Origin of the sequence: Dolichospermum sp. UHCC 0260 (assembly GCF_009711985.1) — a bacterium.
Lineage (GTDB): Bacteria > Cyanobacteriota > Cyanobacteriia > Cyanobacteriales > Nostocaceae > Dolichospermum > Dolichospermum lemmermannii.
On sequence record NZ_VIKZ01000050.1, the window covers coordinates 1 to 17,987 of the forward strand.

The following is a 17,987-nucleotide window of genomic DNA, read 5'->3' on the forward strand; positions in this document are numbered from 1 at the left end:
TGGACCGGGGAGTGTCAAAATTAATTAACTAGCAATAACAGCAATACAATCAATTTCTACCAACACATTTTTAGGTAAACGGGAAACTTCCACACAAGCACGCGCTGGGGCGGTATCTTCGGAAAAATATTTTGCATAAACCGCATTAACAGCGGCAAAATCATTCATATCAGCTAAAAATACCCCAGTTTTTACCACATCTGCAAATGTAGCCCCTGCTTCTGTCAAAATAGCTTCAATATTTCTCATTACCTGTTCTGTTTGCTTAACCACATCTTCGGTATAAACAACATCACCTAAACGGGGATCTATGGCAATTTGTCCAGCCACAAATAACATTTGTCCAGAAGCGAGAATTGCTTGATTATAGGGTCCAACTGGTGCAGGTGCTTTATCGGTACGGATTACTTTACGAGTCATAATATTTATCTCTTTTGGCTCTTTTGTTAATGGTGTTTCTGGTTTACCGAATTCTAAATCTGTAGGTGTTTGGTAAACTTCTCCATCTGGCATTATCGCACCTGTCAGGTCAGCATTTTTAAAGGTTGCACCATAGATATTTACGCCGGTTAAATCTGCTCTTTTTAAGTTTGCACCATTGAGATTTGCCTTCATTAAATCTGTTGTTTGCAAATCTGCTTTTTCTAAATTTGTACCTTGTAAAGAGGCTTTTCGGAAGTTTACACTATCTAGGTTTGCTTTGCTCAAGTTGGCATTATCCAAGTTAGCATTACTGAAATTTGCACTTTCTAGGTTTGCTTTGCTCAAGTTGGCATTATCCAAGTTAGCATTACTGAAATTTGCTTTATCTAGGTTGGCTTTACTTAAATTAGCACCACTCAAATCAGCCCCGGTCAAATTTAAATTAGAACCGTTCACTAATTCACTTAAATTAGCGTTTATTAAAGATACCCTGGTGAGATTTGTACGATCAAGATCCGCTTTACTCAAGTTAGCATCATTCAAATCTGCCCCCGCTAAATTTGCACCTGTTAGGTCAATTTCACTCAAATCTGCACCTTCAAGGTCTACTCCTCTCAGATTGACAGAACGAAAACTTCGTTCCCCAGCGGCGTATTTCTGTAAAAGTTCTTCAGCGTCCATAATGCACCATTGAATACCATGCAAACAGTATAAAACAATGCTTGACGTTAAAGTACAGGTATTGATGGCAATATTGCCTAATGATTAATTATAGTGTTATAATAGCACTACCTAACACTGCATGACAAAAAGAGGAAAATCAAGAGAAAATGAAAGCATAGAAATACTAAGCATTGCCATTATGCCTGAAGGAAAAAGACTAAACATATATTTCACTGATGAAGATGATTTAAAGCTTTATGCAGAAATATCAACAGCAGCGAAAAACGAAAAACGCTCAATGAGCCAAATGGTAAAAATACTTGTCAGTGATGCCATAGCGAAGCGCCAACACCAAAAACAATAAGAACTAACATGACTACAGAACAAAGACTTGACCGCGTGGAAACTGAATTTGCTACCATTCGTCAACTACTGATCTCAGCCGCTACCTATGCTGAATCAGCTAATCGGCGGATTGATGAGTTAGGTACAAAACAAGACCGCACTCAAATCATGTTGGATGAGTTAGGTGCAAAACAAGACCGTTCCCAAATCATGTTGGATGAGTTAGGTGCAAAACAAGACCGTTCCCAAATCATGTTGAATGAGTTAGGCATAAAACAAGACTGCACTCAATCACAACTTGACCAGTTAGGAATGCAAGTTGACCAATTATCAAGCAGAGTTGATGAGTTTATCTTTCATACTCAGCGCCTATTTAACAAAGCAGGTGGTGAGATAGAAGAAACAAAGGCAAGAACTGAAAGATTAGAAGCAATAATGTTAAAACTTGATCGAAACTATGAAGAGCAAAAATCGCAGTTTCAGGAGTATCAACTGACAACTAATGCAGCATTGGAACGAATTGACCGAGTTTTAGATTATCTATTGAGACAGTCAGGAAATTAAACAGCTTGGGTTTAGCATTGTGCTTTACCTCTACAGATTTCTTCTCTCTTCTTCTCTTACTTTGCGCCTTTGCTCCTTAGCGTCTTTGCGCGAAACCATTCCAATCTCCTACCCCAACCTCGGACGAATCCCATAATTTCTATACTGCCAATAATCCCGCAAAATCCGGTCATGATCAAAACACAAATTACCTGGAACACACCAAGGCTCAAAAATACCCAACTCCTTAGCATCATCACCCGCTAAAGGCTCACCCGTAGCTGTTGCTAAAAATACAATACTAATCGTATGTTTACGAGGATCACGACTGGGATCAGAATATACTAATAACTGTTCTATTAACTCTACTTTTAAGCCTATTTCTTCTTCTGCTTCCCTAATTGCTGCCTTTTCCACCGATTCACCATAATCAACAAAACCACCGGGTAACACCCAGCCTAAAGGTTCATTATGTCTTTCAATCAGGATAATGGGGCGATGAGGTCTATCAATTAATTCAATAATAATATCAACGGTGGGTGCAGGATTTCTGTAAGTCATGATTCGGTTATGGTAGGGATTATAGATCCCCGACTTCTCAAAGAAGTCGGGGATCTGAGTTAATCTTCTCATAAGACCTCGCGGTAAGCGGGAAACGAGCGCGGCTTGGCTCCCAACAGAGGGAAGCGGCACGAGGGATTTTAATCCCTGTGGTATGTTAGAATTAAATTGTGAGTAAGAACAAAAAACATCTACGTGTTGAAGCATCCTAGTACGGAGAAATTCCGGCTCCTATGAAACAACGGTTAAGGTTTAAGTCCTAACGGCAGTATTGACAAGAAAGAGCGAGTAATGGCAGGTTGTGGAGCGTACCGCGTCTTGGCTTAGTGATGGATTCTAAAAACACTGAAAACCATAAAAGTAAGCGCAATTTCGACACCTTGATTGGCAGTTGTTTTGAGCGTTTAGGCGGCGTTTGACGGTCGCAGCGAGATTAGATTGAGCTAAACTCTTAATTTAATTCTGTCAGTAGAATCTCAGTGGCTTGGCTCCCTGAGAGTGTCAATTCTTCACGAATCACAACAGTCAAGACTAACTATGCCATGATAAATTCAATGCGTGATTTATAAAAATATATTTCAGGTTAAATATGCCTTTTCCTAGATCCAGTGGTATTTTACTTCATCCTACTTCTTTTCCCAGTCGGTTTGGTATTGGGGATTTGGGTTTGGAAGCTTATCGGTTTATTGATTTTCTCAAACATAGTCATCAGCAATATTGGCAAGTTTTACCTCTAGGTCCGACTGGTTACGGTAATTCCCCTTATATGTGCTACTCCGCAATGGCGGGAAATTACTTTTTGATTAGTCCCGAAAAGTTGCTAGATGAGGGTTTGTTAATTCCAGAAGATTTGGCTGATTTACCAGATTTTTCTGTAAATAAAGTAGATTTTAACGAAGTTATCCCTATTAAGGTTAATCTACTCATTAAAGCTTGTGAGGATTTTAAAACTAAAGCAAATTCAACTCAAAAACGAGCTTTTGCTAAGTTTTGTGCTGATAAAGGCTATTGGTTAAATAATTACGCGCTATTTATGGCACTTAAAGATATCCAAAATGGTGCAAGCTGGTACAATTGGGAGCCAGAATTAGCAAAGCGTGAACCAGTAGCTTTAGCCCAGATGGAAAAAGATTTGGAAGAGGAGATTTTTTATTACAAGTTTGTTCAATATGAGTTCTTCCGGCAGTGGTCAGAACTGAAAAAATATGCTAACGAAAATGGGATAGAGATTATTGGTGATATTCCCATTTACGTAGCCCATGATAGTGCTGATGTGTGGGCTAATCCTGATATTTTTGCTTTAGATGAAGAAACGGGAGAAGTGGCTTTAATGGCGGGAGTTCCACCCGACTACTTTAGCGCTACTGGTCAATTATGGGGAAATCCGGTTTATAACTGGGAAGAATTGCAAAAACAAGATTTCAAATGGTGGATATTACGCTTTGAGGCGATGCTGGATTACGTGGATATAATTCGCATTGATCATTTCCGGGGTTTTGAGGCTTATTGGGCTGTTCCCCAGGGAGAAACGACTGCCATGAATGGCGAATGGATTGAAGCGCCTGGAGTAGCTTTATTTGAGGCAATTAGAAAGCGTTTGGGTAAGTTACCTGTTTTGGCGGAGGATTTGGGAATTATTACGCCAGAAGTGGAGGCACTGCGAGATCAGTTTGAGTTTCCAGGGATGAAGGTGTTGCAGTTTGCCTTTGGTTCTGATCCCGGAAATCCATTTTTACCCTTTAATTACACTCGCAATGCTGTAGTTTATACAGGTACTCACGACAACGATACGACTGTAGGCTGGTTTAACACGGGAAATGATTACGAAAAGCAAAATTTATTGTTGTATTTGGGTTGTATAAGTCCTGATGGTATACACTGGGACTTAATTAGGTTAGCTTTAAGTTCGATCGCTAATCAAGCGATTATACCTTTGCAGGATGTATTAGGTTTGGGAACTGAAGCCCGGATGAATTTTCCTAGTACAGCGGAGGGAAATTGGGAGTGGCGTTACCAACCAGGTGTATTAACGCCAGATTTAAGCGATCGCTTAAAAACTCTCACTCTCCGTTACGGACGCGCTAGTAGAGAAAAGTAGGGGAAGTGGGGGAAGTGGGGGAAGTAGGGGAAGTAGGGGAAGTAGGGGGAGTAGGGGAGAAATTTTCTTCCTTCTGACAACTGACCACTGACCACTGACCCCTATGAGTTTGGTTTAGCAGCGATCTTGATTTCTTGAGTTTTCCCAAGTTCTCCCATTTCCTTTGCTTCCTGCTGATTCACGCTCATTAACACACCACCAGCATTATCAGTTTTTACTGTCATTTGGTCAGTGGCGTTCCAAGTGCGACTAGAACCTTGTGGTAAAACTCCCTCAAAGGCGGTTTTACCATCTGTAACCACACTAATCCAAGATGAGGTTTTTAAAGTCACACCAATTTGTACGGATTGATGCTCTTTCTTGCTGAGTAATGTATTACTAGCTGTTTCTTGCCCTTTTGACTGCGCTGCTGTATTTGGTTGAATTTGGCGGTTATTTGCCTGCAAGGTGGCATTATTCAACAACTGGGATAAACCGTTCACAGAACAGAAAATTAACCCGATATAAAGCAGGTAAAGATGAATAGGACGTAATTGAGGAACAGCTTGTGCTTTCCAATGGGATTTAACACCCACTGATTGAGAACCAATGGGGAAATGACTGGCAAATTCTGCTCCCCGAACTCCTAAAGCTTCTGCAAACTGTCTAATTAAGCCTTGAATATAAATTGGTTCTGGTAAGTCGCTTAAATTACCTTCTTCAATTGCTTGCAAAAGTCGTCGAGGAATTCTAGTTAATCCGACTAACTCATCCAGAGTTAAACCTTTTTCTTGCCGTAGTGAAGCTAGTTGTGAGCCAAGTTGTCCTAACTTTTCGGCTTGATGTTCCTTGATAGAAGGTTTGATTGGCTGTTCATCCTTCTTTCTGAACCATTTCATATTTTTCCTTTACTCCTTAACTCGGCTTTGTCTGAATCGGTGTGCGAATTATCTGCTTATTTAAAAAACTCATCTCATCTTCACTAAGATGACGATATTTACCAGATGGCAAAAATGCTGTTGTTAACGTTTTTAATTGAATTAAACCAATAGCCGTACGATGTAGCTTGATAACTGGATATCCCAATTGTTCGGCTATGCGGCGAATTTGACGGTTTCTTCCTTCCTGTAAAACGATCTCTAAGCAGCTTTGATCAATATAACTTTCAATTAAGCGCACTTGAGCAGGTCTTGTGATTCTTCCTTCCAGAACTATACCCTGACTCCAATTTTTGAGAACTGTTGCTGGGGGATGGCCTTGAACAACAACACGATAGGTCTTAGTAATACTATGACTGGGATGGGTAAGTCCATAGGTCAGTTCCCCATCATTGGTTAAAATCAAGGCTCCTGTGGAGTCTACATCCAAACGGCCTACCGGGTGAATACCCCATCCGGTTCTTAACTCTGACGGTAGCAGATCCAAAACGGTTGGTCTTCCTTGAGGATCATGGCAAGTAGAGACAATTCCGGATGGTTTATGCAGTAATAAATACATTTTGGATGGTCGCTGTTCTGCCAGCACAGGTTGACCATCAATAGAGATTTTGTCTTGAGAGGGATCGACTTTTTGACCTAAATGTGCTACTACCCCGTTAACACATACTCGTGATTGCCTCATCATTTCTTCGGCTTCACGTCGTGAGGCGATACCCCATTGAGCTAGAATTTTTTGTAACCGTTCCTCCATGTTTAAATTGTGATTTTCTTGCTGAATATTTTTATACTACTAATGTTTGCACTTTGTTGTTAACAAACTTCCATGTTAAAGTTAAGAACTGTTTAAGATGCTCAATAATTGGGCATATTTACATTGATGTAACCGTCGAAAAATGACAGAACCAAGTTCCCCAAATCCAAATAATAGCAGAGTCAGGATCATTACAAAAGTTTTAACATCAGCGATTAAGCTCTGGTTAAGAAGCCAATTAAATCAAGTATCTCATTTAGAGGTACAGATAGAAGCAAGCGATCGCCAATTACTTTCTGGTTACATTCCTGGAGTATCAATTTCTGCTAGTAATGCAGTGTATCAAGGTCTTCGTGTTACACAAATCGAACTTGAGGCAGAAAAAATCCAACTGAATGTTGCTGCAATATTAAAAGGACAACCTTTGCAATTATCAGCAATAGTCCCTGTGGTTGGTAAGCTGATTATCACCGCACAGGATCTTAATAACTCTCTTTCATCTCCATTATTATTAACGGCTATAAATGATGGACTGATTCCACTATTAGCAGAATACAGCCTAAATTACCCGTTTATTACTTGGGAAAAAATCACCCTTGACAACCAGGTATTGATCCTACACGGTATCCCCATTTCTGAAACAGAAGGGGCATTTTTCAATATTCATTTAGGCTTAGAACTACGCAATGGTCAAGAACTGCAATTAACGCAGGTTCAGGTAAAGACCGATCAAGAGGTGCTTTTGGAAAGGAATTCTCCTTATATGATAAACCTGGGAACAGATGTTGATATCGAAAAAATTTCTCTGCTGCCAGAACAATTAACCTGTTATGGACGTATTAATATTAACCCATAACTATTAAAAAATCAAAACTCAATATTCCCTGAATTTACTTTAAATTGTATGGCTATTGTGAGTGACATGAGCAAGTTGAGATTAAATCTTATCTTAGTTCCTATTACAGCGTTTTTTCTAATAAAGGTAAAAGTAATGTAACGAAATAATACACTAGAGGAGCAGTGAAAATATAGCTATCGGTGCGATCTAAAATCCCCCCATGACCGGGGATCAATTGCCCTGAATCTTTGACACCGGCATCACGTTTCAGTAAGGATTCTGTTAAGTCACCCAATAAACTAGCAATACCAATAATTAGACCTAATGTGACACCAGTGATTAACCAATGGGGAAAATGGAGAAGGTAAGCTCCTACCATAGCAACAGCGACACTGGCAGTAATGCCAAAAACAGCACCTTCTACAGTTTTTTTGGGACTAATATCTGATAATCGCGTTTTCCCGAAGAATTTACCAAACGTATAAGCGCCAATATCCGCAGCCCAAATACATAAGAACGTGAGGATAGTCGCAGTTAAACCCGCGGGGAAGGCAGTTAAATTACCTTGTCCAATATCTTGCCAATTAGATGGCCAATAACCACCTAAAGGTAAATTACTGCTAATAGCATGATCAATTCCTCGTAAGCGGACCCAGTAACTTGGTAAGTAACCGACATAAAACAAACCCATAATAGAAGCGGAAATATCCGCAATGGTGGCTAATTTGGGTTGAAATAGTAAATAAAAACAAATAAGTGTCCCGGCTATGGGCATAATTGCATCAGCTAAACTACCATTCAGAGTACAAATTGCCAGTAGAACTTGACTAACAATCATAGTAGTTTTGACTGAGGGTGTGATGCCGCGAGAACGGACCAAATTAAAATATTCTTGTTGACCTAAAAATACGACAATAGCGATCGCTATCGTAAAATACCAACCCCCTAAGAGAGTTGCAGATAGCGCCATCATAATCGCAATAATTCCACTAATAATTCGAGGCCAGGGCATAAGCAATTAAAAATTAAGAATTAACAATTGAAAATGAGGGTAAGGAGTCACGGAGTCAGAAGAGAGGAGTTAGGAGGCAGAAGAAACAAAGGAAAAAAGCTAAATAGAAGGTAGAACAGATTTATTTCTGACTTTTATCCATGTCCAATCCATCATTGTCAATTTTCAATTTTCAATTGTTTAATCTAGTTTTTCACCACTAAGAATGAAAATGGGATCGGCTGCTACAAAGGTTTGAGAATAGCCCCGTGTTTCTAAGCGATTTACCGCTGACTGGACAACTTCAATATTCCTAACTCTCAACTGAGAAAAGCTTTGAGAAATAGCATACAGACTTTCTAGACTAGGAGCAGTAGCGACCACTCGGCCAGATGTTGGTAAATATTGCCAGGCAGCTTGGACAATTTCCTGTATGGCTTTTCCACCTTCAATGCAGATCCGATCAGGTAGTAACTTGATTTGATCTAAGCATTCTGGGGCGCTACCTTCAATTACTTCGACGTTTTTGACTTCAAAGCGATCGCAGTTGCGTCTAATTAGGTTCGCAACATCCTCATCTCTTTCGATAGCAATCACTCGTCCGTGGGGACACAATAAGCTCACCTCTATAGGAATTGTACCTGTTCCTGCGCCAATATCCCACAATACCGAATTGGCTTCTAGTCGCAGTTGGGAAATTATCAGCAATCTTAATTCTCGCTGACTGAGGGGAATACCTGGTAAATTCTCAAATAATTCGTCGGGAATACCTGGGGTAATATAAGGCCAAAGTGGGGAAGGCATAAGCAATTAAAAATTAACAATTAAAATTTAACAATTGGGAAAGGGGAAGATAATTTTGGTAGTTATGCTCATCAATGACATCAGGAAACTGCAATGATGAATAGGGAAATATTAGCTAATCGCTATGAAGTTCAACAACAGCTAGGCAAAAAAGCCGGGAGAAGGACTTTCTTGGCTACTGATTTAGTAACTGGAAAATCGGTAATTGTCAAGTTACTTGCTTTTAGTAATGATTTTGAATGGGATGATCTCAAATTATTTGAGAGAGAAGCTCAAACTTTAAAATCTTTATCACATCCCCATATTCCTGCATACTTAGACTATTTTGAGGTCAATTCCTCTAGATATAAAGGATTTGCCCTGGTTCAGACTTATATTTCAGCCCAAACCTTAGAACAATATTTACAAGCTGGGAGGAAATTTACAGAAATTGAAGTTAAAGAAATTGCTAAAGCAGTTTTAGAAATTCTTATATATTTACATGAGTTAAATCCACCTGTTGTCCACCGTGATATTAAGCCTAGCAATATTTTATTAGGAGAGCGCTCTGGCAATAGTGTCGGTTTAGTTTATTTAATAGATTTTGGTTCAGTTCAGACCGTCCTAGCAGCAGAAGGAGGGACAAGAACTGTTGTGGGGACTTATGGTTATATGCCACAGGAACAGTTTGGGGGGCGTACTGTTCCCGCTTCTGACCTTTATAGTTTAGGTGCAACCCTAATTTATTTGGTGACAGGGACTAACCCAGCAGATTTACCCCAAAAGGATTTTCGCATTCAATTTCAGCAAGTTGCTAATCTTAGTCCCAGTTTTGTTAAGTGGTTGCAGGGAATCACAGAACCAAGTTTAGAAAAGCGGTTTTCTACAGCAACTCAAGCGCTGATAGCTTTAGAACAGCCAACATATCAGCCAACATATCAAGACATCACCGCTTTAAATATTGGTAAACCAGCGGGTAGTAAAATTCAATTAACCAAAAATGAAGAGATTTTAGAAATTATTATTCCTCCGGTTGGCTTTCAATCTTCAATGGTATTTGTAGGTTTTTTTGCCATAGCCTGGAATTCTTTTATCTTATTTTGGACTATTGGTGTTTTGTCTGCTCCCTTTCCTACTAATATACCCTTTGCCTTATTTTCATTACCTTTTTGGGGCGTAGGCTTTTCGATGATATATGGTATATTTTCCAGTTTATTTGGTAGTACAAAAATACATATAGATTCCCAACAAATTTCTGTGAATTACCAGTTAGGGAAATGGACAATCCCCCGTCGTCGTTCATTTTCTAGAGAAAATATTGATAAATTAGTTTATACACCGAGATATTTTACTAAAGACTCAGACGGGGATAAAACTCAAGTACCTGCAAAATTGGTAATTTGGGCAGGAGTCGAAAAATTTGAGTTTGATGTTAATACTTTCACCATCAAATCTGAAGCAGAATTAGAATGGTTAGCGAGGGAATTAAGTGATTGGTTAGGGATAGAAATCACCAGTCCTTAGTTTTTAGGGGCTTAGCAATGCTAAACTCAAACCCATTAAAAAAATCCCCCACCTTACGGCAGGGGATTTTTAATTACCTAAAACTAGTAGTTAAGATCAACCGAACTTACCAGCAGTAGAAGCAATGAGGAACGCTGCGTAGGTGAGGATGTAGCCAACAGTGAAGTGAGCTAAACCAACCACACGAGCTTGAACAATGGAGAGAGCAACGGGCTTATCCTTCCAGCGAACCAAGTTAGCTAAAGGAGTACGTTCGTGCGCCCAAACCAAGGTTTCAATTAACTCTTGCCAGTAACCTCTCCAAGAGATGAGGAACATGAAACCAGTAGCCCAGACGAGGTGTCCAAAGAGGAACATCCAAGCCCAAACAGACAAGTTATTCATGCCGTAGGGGTTGTAACCGTTAATCAACTGAGCAGAGTTAGCCCAGAGGTAATCACGGAACCAGCCCATCAGGTAGGTAGAGTTTTCGTTGAACTGAGCAACGTTACCTTGCCAAATACCTAAGTGTTTCCAGTGCCAGTAGAAGGTTACCCAACCAATGGTATTCAACATCCAGAACATAGACAGGTAGAAAGAGTCCCATGCGGAGATATCGCAAGTACCGCCACGGCCGGGACCGTCGCAGGGGAACGCATAACCGAAGTCCTTTTTATCGGGCATCAGTTTAGAACCACGCGCATCCAAAGCACCCTTAACGAGTACCAAGGTAGTGGTGTGGATAGCCAAAGCGAAAGCGTGGTGAACCAAGAAATCGCCAGGTCCAATGGTCAAGAACAAGGAATTTGTGCCAGAGTTGATGGCATCTAACCAGCCAGACAACCAAACGTTACCAGCATTGGGGTAAGCGGTGTAAGCAATACTGTCGGGGTTAGACAACAGTACATTCAAGCCATACAGAGCTTTACCTTGGGCAGCTTGGATGAATTGAGCAAATACTGGCTCAATCAAGATTTGTTTTTCAGGAGTACCGAACGCAACAACTACGTCGTTGTGAACATATAAACCCAGGGTGTGGAAACCCAAGAAGAGAGATACCCAGCTAAGGTGGGAGATGATCGCTTCTTTGTGTTGTAACATCCGGTCAAGGACGTTACCTTTGTTTTGTTCAGGATCGTAGTCACGAACCCAGAAGATTGCCGCGTGAGCAAAAGCACCAACCATCAAGAAACCAGCGATGTACTGGTGGTGGGTGTACAGTGCTGCCTGTGTGGTGTAATCCTTAGCGATGAACGCATAAGGAGGCAGAGCGTACATATGCTGCGCTACCAAGGAACAGATAGTTCCCAAAGATGCCAAAGCTAATGACAACTGGAAGTGCAGGGAGTTGTTGATGGTGTCGTAAAGACCTTGGTGGGGCAGGTTGAACTGACCTTCGCTCTTGCTACCGGGAACTAAACCAGATTTGGAATTCAGCATTTCTTTGATGCTGTGACCAATTCCGAAGTTAGTCCGGTACATATGACCAGCGATGATGAACAAAACTGCGATCGCCAAGTGGTGGTGAGCCATGTCAGTCAACCACAAGGATTCTGTTTGGGGGTGGAAACCGCCCAAGAAGGTGAGAATCGCAGTCCCAGCACCAGTGGAAGTACCAAATAACTGGCCAGCGGTGTCAGGGTTTTGAGCGTAAACGCCCCAGTTACCTGTGAAGAAAGGAGTTAAACCTTCTGGATGGGGAGCTACAGTCAAGAAGTTATCCCAGCCCACGTGGATACCACGAGATTCAGGAATAGCAACGTGAACCAAGTGACCTGCCCAAGCGAGAGAACTAACACCGAATAAAGCCGATAAGTGGTGGTTTAGACGGGGTTCAGCACTCTTGAACCAAGAGAGGCTAGGACGGAACTTGGGTTGTAAATGTAACCAACCAGCAAACAGGAACAATGCTGCTAACAGGAGCAAACCAACAGAACCAGTATATAGTTCTGTGTTTGTCCGCATCCCGATGGTGTACCACCAGTGATAAACACCGGAGTAAGCAATGTTTACAGGGTTGCTTGCACCAGCTTGGGTGAAAGCTTCAATTGCAGGCTGACCGAAGTGAGGGTCCCAAATTGCATGGGCAATGGGACGGACGTGCAGGGGATCTTTAATCCACTGTTCAAAGTTACCTTGCCAGGCCACGTGGAACAGGAGGCTGGATGCCCACAGGAAGATGATTGCCAAATGACCGAAGTGCGTAGCGAAAATCTTTTGGTAAAGATTCTCTTCCGTCATGCCATCGTGGCTTTCAAAATCGTTGCCTGTAGCGATCGCATACCAAATCCGACGAGTAGTCGGGTCCTGTGCGAGATCCTGGCTAAATTTTGGAAATTTTGTTGCCATAGGTGTGATCTGTCCTCTGACCTTTAGCCATTATTTGTCAGCAAAATTTTAGATTTTAGATTCTGGATTTTGGATTAAATCTCAAATCCAAAATCCAAAATTCCACTGATTCTTATCCTACTGAAAGGATGTGTGCGTGGAAGAATGCCCAAGTGGTAGCAATTCCTCCTAATAGGTAGTGAGCCACACCTACAGCCCGACCTTGAGTGATGCTCAGTGCGCGAGGCTGAATTGTTGGGGCTACTTTCAGTTTATTGTGCGCCCAAACAATGGACTCAATTAATTCTTGCCAGTAGCCACGACCACTGAACAGGAACATTAAGCTGAACGCCCAAATGAAGTGAGCGCCTAAGAACATGAGTCCGTAAGCGGATAACTCAGTTCCGTAGGAGTTAATTACTTGTGTAGCTTGCGCCCACAAGAAGTCACGTAACCAACCGTTGATGGTGATAGCACTTTCTGCAAAGTTGCCACCAGTAATGTGATTTACTGTGCCATCTGCATCTACTGTTCCCCAGACATCAGATTGCATCTTCCAGCTAAAGTGGAAAATTACAATTGATAAGGAGTTATACATCCAGAAGAGTCCGAGGAAGATGTGATCCCAACCGGAAACTTGGCAAGTACCGCCACGACCTGGACCATCGCAAGGGAATCTGAAGCCTAAATTAGCCTTGTCTGGAATCAGACGAGAACTGCGGGCATACAATACACCTTTGAGCAAGATCAGAACAGTAACGTGAATGGTGAATGCGTGGATGTGGTGAACCATGAAGTCCGCTGTACCCAAAGCAATGGGCATCATTGCGACCTTACCGCCTACAGCTACCAATCCGCCACCAAAAGCATGACTAACTACTTGAAGAGCGTTAGGTGCTGTGTTGCCGGGAGCTAATGTGTGCAGGTTTTGCACCCATTGAGCAAATACTGGTTGCAATTGAATTGCACTGTCGGAGAACATATCCTGGGGACGACCCAAGGCACGCATGGTGTCATTGTGAATGTATAAACCAAAGCTATGGAAGCCTAAGAATATAGATACCCAGTTGAGGTGAGAAATGATAGCGTCACGGTGACGAATCACGCGATCCAATACGTTGTTTTGGTTAACAACAGGATCGTAGTCCCGCACCATGAAGATGGCTGCGTGAGCAGCGCCACCAACAATCAAGAAACCACCGATCCAAATATGGTGAGTGAAGATACACAATTGTGTTGCGTAATCAGTTGCCAAGTAAGGATATGGAGGCATCGCGTACATATGATGGGCGATGATGATTGTCAAGGAACCCAAGAAAGCTAGGTTAGTAGCTAATTGAGCGTGCCAAGAAGTGGTGAGGTTTTCGTAAAGACCTTTGTGACCTTCGCCAGTGAAAGGACCTTTATGAGCTTCTAGAATATCTTTGATGTTGTGACCGATACCCCAGTTGGTACGGTACATATGACCAGCAACGATGAACAGTACAGCGATCGCTAGGTGGTGATGAGAAATATCAGTCATCCACAAGCCGCCTGTAACTGGGTTTAAACCGCCCTTAAATGTGAGGATATCCGCGTAAGCGCCCCAATTTAAGGTGAAGAAAGGTGTTAAACCACTAGCGAAACCAGGATATAGTTCTGCCATTTTTGCTGTATTAAACAGCAATTCATGAGGCAATGGAATGTCCTTAGCTGCTACACCTGCATCTAACAGATTGTTGATTGGTGCAGAAACGTGAATTAAGTGACCAGCCCATCCTAAAGAACCACAGCCTAACAACACTGATAAGTGATGATTCAGCATTGACTCCACATTTTGGAACCATTCCAATTTAGGAGCGCGTTTGTGGTAGTGGAACCAGCCAGCAAATAAGAACAAGCCTGCTAATACCAAGCCGCCAATTGCAGTTACATATAGCTGGAAGGAGCTAGTGATACCCCAGCCACGCCATACTTGGAACAAGCCAGAGGTGATTTGAATGCCGCGGAAACCGCCGCCCATATCACCATTTAAAATGTCTTGACCAACAATAGACCAAACAGTTTGAGCGCTGGGCTTAACTCCTAATGGATCAGCCAGCCAAGCTTCGTAGTTAGAGAACTTAGCACCGTGGAACAACATCCCGCTCAACCAGATTGCTACTATGGACAAATGTCCGAAGTGAGCGGCGAATATCTTGCGGGAGATGTCTTCTAAATCACTTGTATGTGTATCAAAATCATGGGCGAGGGCATGGAGGTTCCAAATCCAGGTTGTGGTTTTTGGGCCTCGGTTTAAGGATCTCTCGAAATGTCCTGGCTTTGCCCATTTTTCAAATGAGGTAGGAACCGGATCATTGTCAACGATCACTCTTGCTTTTTTTTCCTCTCGCTCCGGAGGACTAATCGTCATTCGACCTCCTCTCTATAAGGAATTGGGAATCATGAATACCACCTAGAATAACACATTCGCAGTTTTCAGATTTCTCTGGACTAACGATGTGGTTGCCGTGTGGAAAAGAAAAGTTGTTTCTGTTGAATTATAGAGTCAGAACTTGCACATTGTTATAGACCTGTTAACAATAATTAAACATAGCCAAGTTTATGGTCTAATTTACGTTACCAGTTCCTATACATTGTTCAAATGTCAATAGACTCTTCATTTAATTTACAAAGAACAACAATTTGCAAAACTGATGATTTATACGGAAATCGGCTTAAACCCTTGCTGTTTAGCTACTTTTACCCAAAATTAGCGGTCTATAAGCAAATTATTTTCCCGGAATTAAGTCAAAAAAATTACTTATTTGGCATTCTAATCAAAGAAAAGTAAGTAGATTTATAACTTTGGTCATAGATTTATGCTCTTAATCCATAGTCCATGAGTCATAATTTGCGCTACAATGATTGCCTCAATTGTTAAAAACTATTAAGGAATAAAAACATGAACACTGGGTGCAGAAAATTTTTTGAGTTACTTTTCTCAAATAGATTCCCAATTATTAAATGGGTTGTCACATTAGTGCTAGTTGTAAATTTGAGTAGTTGCGCTGAAGCAGCAAATAGTCAGGAAATATCTATCAATCCCTTCATGAAAGCGTCCCCAGCTTCAGAAATTTCTGGGACATTTTCCGAAACCGCACCACCAAATGTTATCCAAGCATTGCGTCCCAGTTTGGAGGGTTATCAACCCCAAGTCAGCATCCTCAGTCCCCAGGTAGATGAAATTCTTCAAGACAATATAGTTAAAGTAAAGTTACAAGTTAAGGACTTACCGATATTTAAAGACCCTCAATGGCAACTTGGACCTCATTTGCACCTAATTTTAGACAATCAGCCCTATATAGCTGTTTACGATGTAAATCAGCCGGTGGTATTGTCAGACTTATCCCCTGGTACGCATACTCTTCGCGTTTTTGCTTCTCGTCCGTGGCATGAAAGTTTTAAAAATGAAGGTGCTTATACTCAAACCACATTTCACGTCTTGACGAAAACCGAGGAAAACAACCCAGATTCTAAATTACCGTTACTTACTTATAGTCGTCCCAATGGTGGTTATGGTGCAGAACCCATTATGCTGGATTTTTACCTAACTAATGCACCATTGCATAGTCTCGCTGAAACTAATCCTGAAGATACAATGAGCAATTGGCGCATTCGGAGTACAGTTAATGGTGAAAGCTTTATTCTTGATCGTTGGCAACCTATTTATCTCAAAGGGTTTAAACCTGGTAAAACTTGGGTAAAACTGGAATTCCTCGATAATCAAGGACAACCTGTGAAAAATGCCTTTAATACCAGTATCAGATTAATTAATTATCAACCCAATGGTCAAGATACTTTATCCAAAATTGTCAGAGGGGAATTGACAGCAGATGAAGTCCGTGGCATTGTAGACCCAACGTATACTGCTAAAATTACAGCTACTGAGGCTACACCAACTCCAGCAACGAAAGCAGAGAAACAGCCAATTCCTGAAGTTAAAGTTCCTGAAGTTAAAGTTCCTGAAGTTAAAGTTCCTGAAGTTACACCAACTCCAGCAACGAAAGTAGAGAAACAACCAGTTCCCGAAGTTAAAATTCCTGAAGTTAAATCAACTCCCGTTGCGTCTCCCCCAGTAGCAGCAGAAGCAAAAGTCACGGAAACAGAGGAATCAAATTTACCTACCCAGACAATGGAAAATCCTAAATCTCAATTTCAAGAGTAATTAACTAAAAATACTCAGTTGCAAACTTTGAGATAAAGTTTCCATTAGTGCCAAACCAGCTACAGGATTACCTACAATGTCTAAAGCAGGACTGTAGCTGGCGATCGCTCCCTGATTTGGTATGATGGCCACAAGTCCACCACCAATACCTGATTTTATTGGTAAACCAATTTTCACAGCATACTCAGCGGAAGCTTCATATAAACCGCAAGTTAACATCACCGCATTCACAATTTGACGGTGTTGATTTTTGATCACCTCGCTTTTGCAAGCTAATACTTTTCCTAACTTCGCTAAATCTTCCACTGTCCCAGATATACAACATATTTGCTCATAAACATCAAGAGATAATTCAATATTATTTAAATGTCCAGCTTCGTAGAGATAGTTAGTAATATCTATATTTGTCTGAGAACTACTAGCACGGACTGAAGCTAGAATATTTGCATCTATATATAATTGAGTATCTGCTAATTTATTTAACCATTCACAAAACAATTGTGTACATTCATTTCCATCTTTTCCTGGCAACTTATCAGCGAGAGTAATAGCACCACTATTAATCATGGGGTTGCGAGGATATCCATTATCTGCTATTAATTGCACTAAAGAATTAAAAGGCGCGTCCGAGGATTTAACCCCAACCCATTGCAAAACCTGTTTTACTCCGTAATATTCGAGCAGGTATAGTAGAGAAAATGGCTTTATCACACTCATAAATGGAAATACACAAGCTGTATCTCCTAAACTGTAATTTTCTCCTGGTTCGCAACTTATATGAACAGCAAAACGGTTAGGATTAACAATAGCTAATTGAGGAATGCGTTCAATAACTTTTCCCTGTGCTGCTTGGGTTTTTGATTGTTCTACCCAGCTAGATAAATTATGTATATTAATGCTTTTTATTCCTAGCACAAGCCGAAACCTCAAATTAAAACATAATCTGGATTATATCTTAATGAGTATTTACTCTAACCTTTCATGTAACTAATTTTAAATAAAAAGCCGAAAATTTACGTGATATTAGCAATTACGGGTAATTGGTAAAAGGCAATAA

15 protein-coding genes are annotated in these 17,987 nt (G+C 41.0%); 6 read left to right on the plus strand and 9 right to left on the minus strand.

Features of this window, described 5'->3' with window-relative positions; translation table 11 throughout:
* Positions 1–24 precede the first annotated feature (24 nt).
* On the minus strand, positions 25–1,104 hold the full coding sequence (locus tag FJR08_RS24140; protein WP_168634051.1) for a Rid family detoxifying hydrolase: 1,080 nt from the start codon (positions 1,102–1,104) through the stop codon (positions 25–27).
* A gap of 121 nt (positions 1,105–1,225) precedes the next feature.
* Between FJR08_RS24140 and FJR08_RS17670 the strand changes: the two genes are divergently transcribed.
* Both FJR08_RS17670 and FJR08_RS17675 read left to right on the plus strand, forming a co-directional pair.
* Positions 1,226–1,450 (plus strand): hypothetical protein, encoded by a 225-nt coding sequence (locus FJR08_RS17670; protein WP_168634052.1) that lies wholly within the window; start codon positions 1,226–1,228, stop codon positions 1,448–1,450.
* Positions 1,451–1,458: 8 nt separating this feature from the next.
* Positions 1,459–1,995 carry a 6-aminohexanoate hydrolase gene (locus FJR08_RS17675; RefSeq protein ID WP_168634053.1) on the plus strand — a complete coding sequence of 179 codons (537 nt, stop codon included), beginning with the start codon at positions 1,459–1,461 and terminating at the stop codon, positions 1,993–1,995.
* Positions 1,996–2,103: 108 nt separating this feature from the next.
* On the opposite strand, the gene FJR08_RS17680 is transcribed toward FJR08_RS17675, so the two are convergent.
* Positions 2,104–2,535 (minus strand): NUDIX hydrolase, encoded by a 432-nt coding sequence (locus FJR08_RS17680; protein ID WP_168634054.1) that lies wholly within the window; start codon positions 2,533–2,535, stop codon positions 2,104–2,106.
* Between the two features lie 589 nt (positions 2,536–3,124).
* Between FJR08_RS17680 and malQ the strand changes: the two genes are divergently transcribed.
* Positions 3,125–4,633: a 4-alpha-glucanotransferase gene (malQ, locus tag FJR08_RS17685; RefSeq protein ID WP_168634055.1), complete on the plus strand. Its 1,509-nt coding sequence runs from the start codon at positions 3,125–3,127 to the stop codon at positions 4,631–4,633.
* Positions 4,634–4,734: 101 nt separating this feature from the next.
* On the opposite strand, the gene FJR08_RS17690 is transcribed toward malQ, so the two are convergent.
* Together FJR08_RS17690 and FJR08_RS17695 are read right to left on the minus strand one after the other, a co-directional pair.
* Complete coding sequence (locus FJR08_RS17690) at positions 4,735–5,511, minus strand: RodZ domain-containing protein (protein ID WP_168634056.1); 777 nt, start codon at positions 5,509–5,511, stop codon at positions 4,735–4,737.
* Between the two features lie 16 nt (positions 5,512–5,527).
* Entirely contained in the window at positions 5,528–6,301 is a 774-nt protein-coding gene (locus tag FJR08_RS17695) for a pseudouridine synthase (protein ID WP_168634057.1), read from the minus strand.
* A 142-nt stretch (positions 6,302–6,443) separates the two neighbouring features.
* Here FJR08_RS17695 and FJR08_RS17700 point away from each other — a divergent pair, with 142 nt between their 5' ends.
* Positions 6,444–7,157 (plus strand): DUF2993 domain-containing protein, encoded by a 714-nt coding sequence (locus FJR08_RS17700; RefSeq protein WP_015081498.1) that lies wholly within the window; start codon positions 6,444–6,446, stop codon positions 7,155–7,157.
* Positions 7,158–7,260: 103 nt separating this feature from the next.
* On the opposite strand, the gene FJR08_RS17705 is transcribed toward FJR08_RS17700, so the two are convergent.
* Both FJR08_RS17705 and cbiT read right to left on the minus strand, forming a co-directional pair.
* Complete coding sequence (locus FJR08_RS17705) at positions 7,261–8,151, minus strand: phosphatidate cytidylyltransferase (RefSeq protein WP_148765285.1); 891 nt, start codon at positions 8,149–8,151, stop codon at positions 7,261–7,263.
* Between the two features lie 180 nt (positions 8,152–8,331).
* A complete protein-coding gene (gene cbiT, locus FJR08_RS17710) occupies positions 8,332–8,934 on the minus strand; it encodes a precorrin-6Y C5,15-methyltransferase subunit CbiT (protein ID WP_168634058.1) in 603 nt (200 codons plus the stop codon).
* A 96-nt stretch (positions 8,935–9,030) separates the two neighbouring features.
* Between cbiT and FJR08_RS17715 the strand changes: the two genes are divergently transcribed.
* Positions 9,031–10,437: a serine/threonine-protein kinase gene (locus FJR08_RS17715; protein ID WP_168634071.1), complete on the plus strand. Its 1,407-nt coding sequence runs from the start codon at positions 9,031–9,033 to the stop codon at positions 10,435–10,437.
* Positions 10,438–10,533: 96 nt separating this feature from the next.
* Here the strand turns inward: FJR08_RS17715 and psaB are convergent, their stop codons facing one another.
* Positions 10,534–12,765 (minus strand): photosystem I core protein PsaB, encoded by a 2,232-nt coding sequence (psaB, locus tag FJR08_RS17720; RefSeq protein ID WP_015081502.1) that lies wholly within the window; start codon positions 12,763–12,765, stop codon positions 10,534–10,536.
* Positions 12,766–12,877: 112 nt separating this feature from the next.
* Complete coding sequence (gene psaA / locus FJR08_RS17725) at positions 12,878–15,136, minus strand: photosystem I core protein PsaA (RefSeq protein WP_168634059.1); 2,259 nt, start codon at positions 15,134–15,136, stop codon at positions 12,878–12,880.
* A gap of 609 nt (positions 15,137–15,745) precedes the next feature.
* Here psaA and FJR08_RS17730 point away from each other — a divergent pair.
* Positions 15,746–16,930, plus strand: coding sequence for a hypothetical protein (locus tag FJR08_RS17730; RefSeq protein ID WP_323294472.1), 1,185 nt, complete (start codon positions 15,746–15,748; stop codon positions 16,928–16,930).
* On the opposite strand, the gene glsA is transcribed toward FJR08_RS17730, so the two are convergent.
* The gene (glsA, locus tag FJR08_RS17735) at positions 16,931–17,845 is read right to left on the minus strand and encodes a glutaminase A (RefSeq protein ID WP_015081506.1); all 915 of its coding nucleotides are present in this window, start codon (positions 17,843–17,845) and stop codon (positions 16,931–16,933) included. It abuts the gene before it with no gap.
* Positions 17,846–17,987 lie beyond the last annotated feature (142 nt).

Coding starts and splice junctions, on each gene's coding strand:
- FJR08_RS17695 (WP_168634057.1), bottom strand. CDS start 6,301: ATGGAGGAACGGTTACAAAAAATTCTAGCTCAATGGGGTATCGCCTCA.
- FJR08_RS17705 (WP_148765285.1), bottom strand. CDS start 8,151: ATGCCCTGGCCTCGAATTATTAGTGGAATTATTGCGATTATGATGGCG.
- FJR08_RS17715 (WP_168634071.1), top strand. CDS start 9,031: ATGAATAGGGAAATATTAGCTAATCGCTATGAAGTTCAACAACAGCTA.
- cbiT (WP_168634058.1), bottom strand. CDS start 8,934: ATGCCTTCCCCACTTTGGCCTTATATTACCCCAGGTATTCCCGACGAA.
- malQ (WP_168634055.1), top strand. CDS start 3,125: ATGCCTTTTCCTAGATCCAGTGGTATTTTACTTCATCCTACTTCTTTT.
- FJR08_RS17690 (WP_168634056.1), bottom strand. CDS start 5,511: ATGAAATGGTTCAGAAAGAAGGATGAACAGCCAATCAAACCTTCTATC.
- FJR08_RS17680 (WP_168634054.1), bottom strand. CDS start 2,535: ATGACTTACAGAAATCCTGCACCCACCGTTGATATTATTATTGAATTA.
- FJR08_RS17675 (WP_168634053.1), top strand. CDS start 1,459: ATGACTACAGAACAAAGACTTGACCGCGTGGAAACTGAATTTGCTACC.
- FJR08_RS17670 (WP_168634052.1), top strand. CDS start 1,226: ATGACAAAAAGAGGAAAATCAAGAGAAAATGAAAGCATAGAAATACTA.
- FJR08_RS24140 (WP_168634051.1), bottom strand. CDS start 1,104: ATGGACGCTGAAGAACTTTTACAGAAATACGCCGCTGGGGAACGAAGT.
- psaB (WP_015081502.1), bottom strand. CDS start 12,765: ATGGCAACAAAATTTCCAAAATTTAGCCAGGATCTCGCACAGGACCCG.
- psaA (WP_168634059.1), bottom strand. CDS start 15,136: ATGACGATTAGTCCTCCGGAGCGAGAGGAAAAAAAAGCAAGAGTGATC.
- FJR08_RS17700 (WP_015081498.1), top strand. CDS start 6,444: ATGACAGAACCAAGTTCCCCAAATCCAAATAATAGCAGAGTCAGGATC.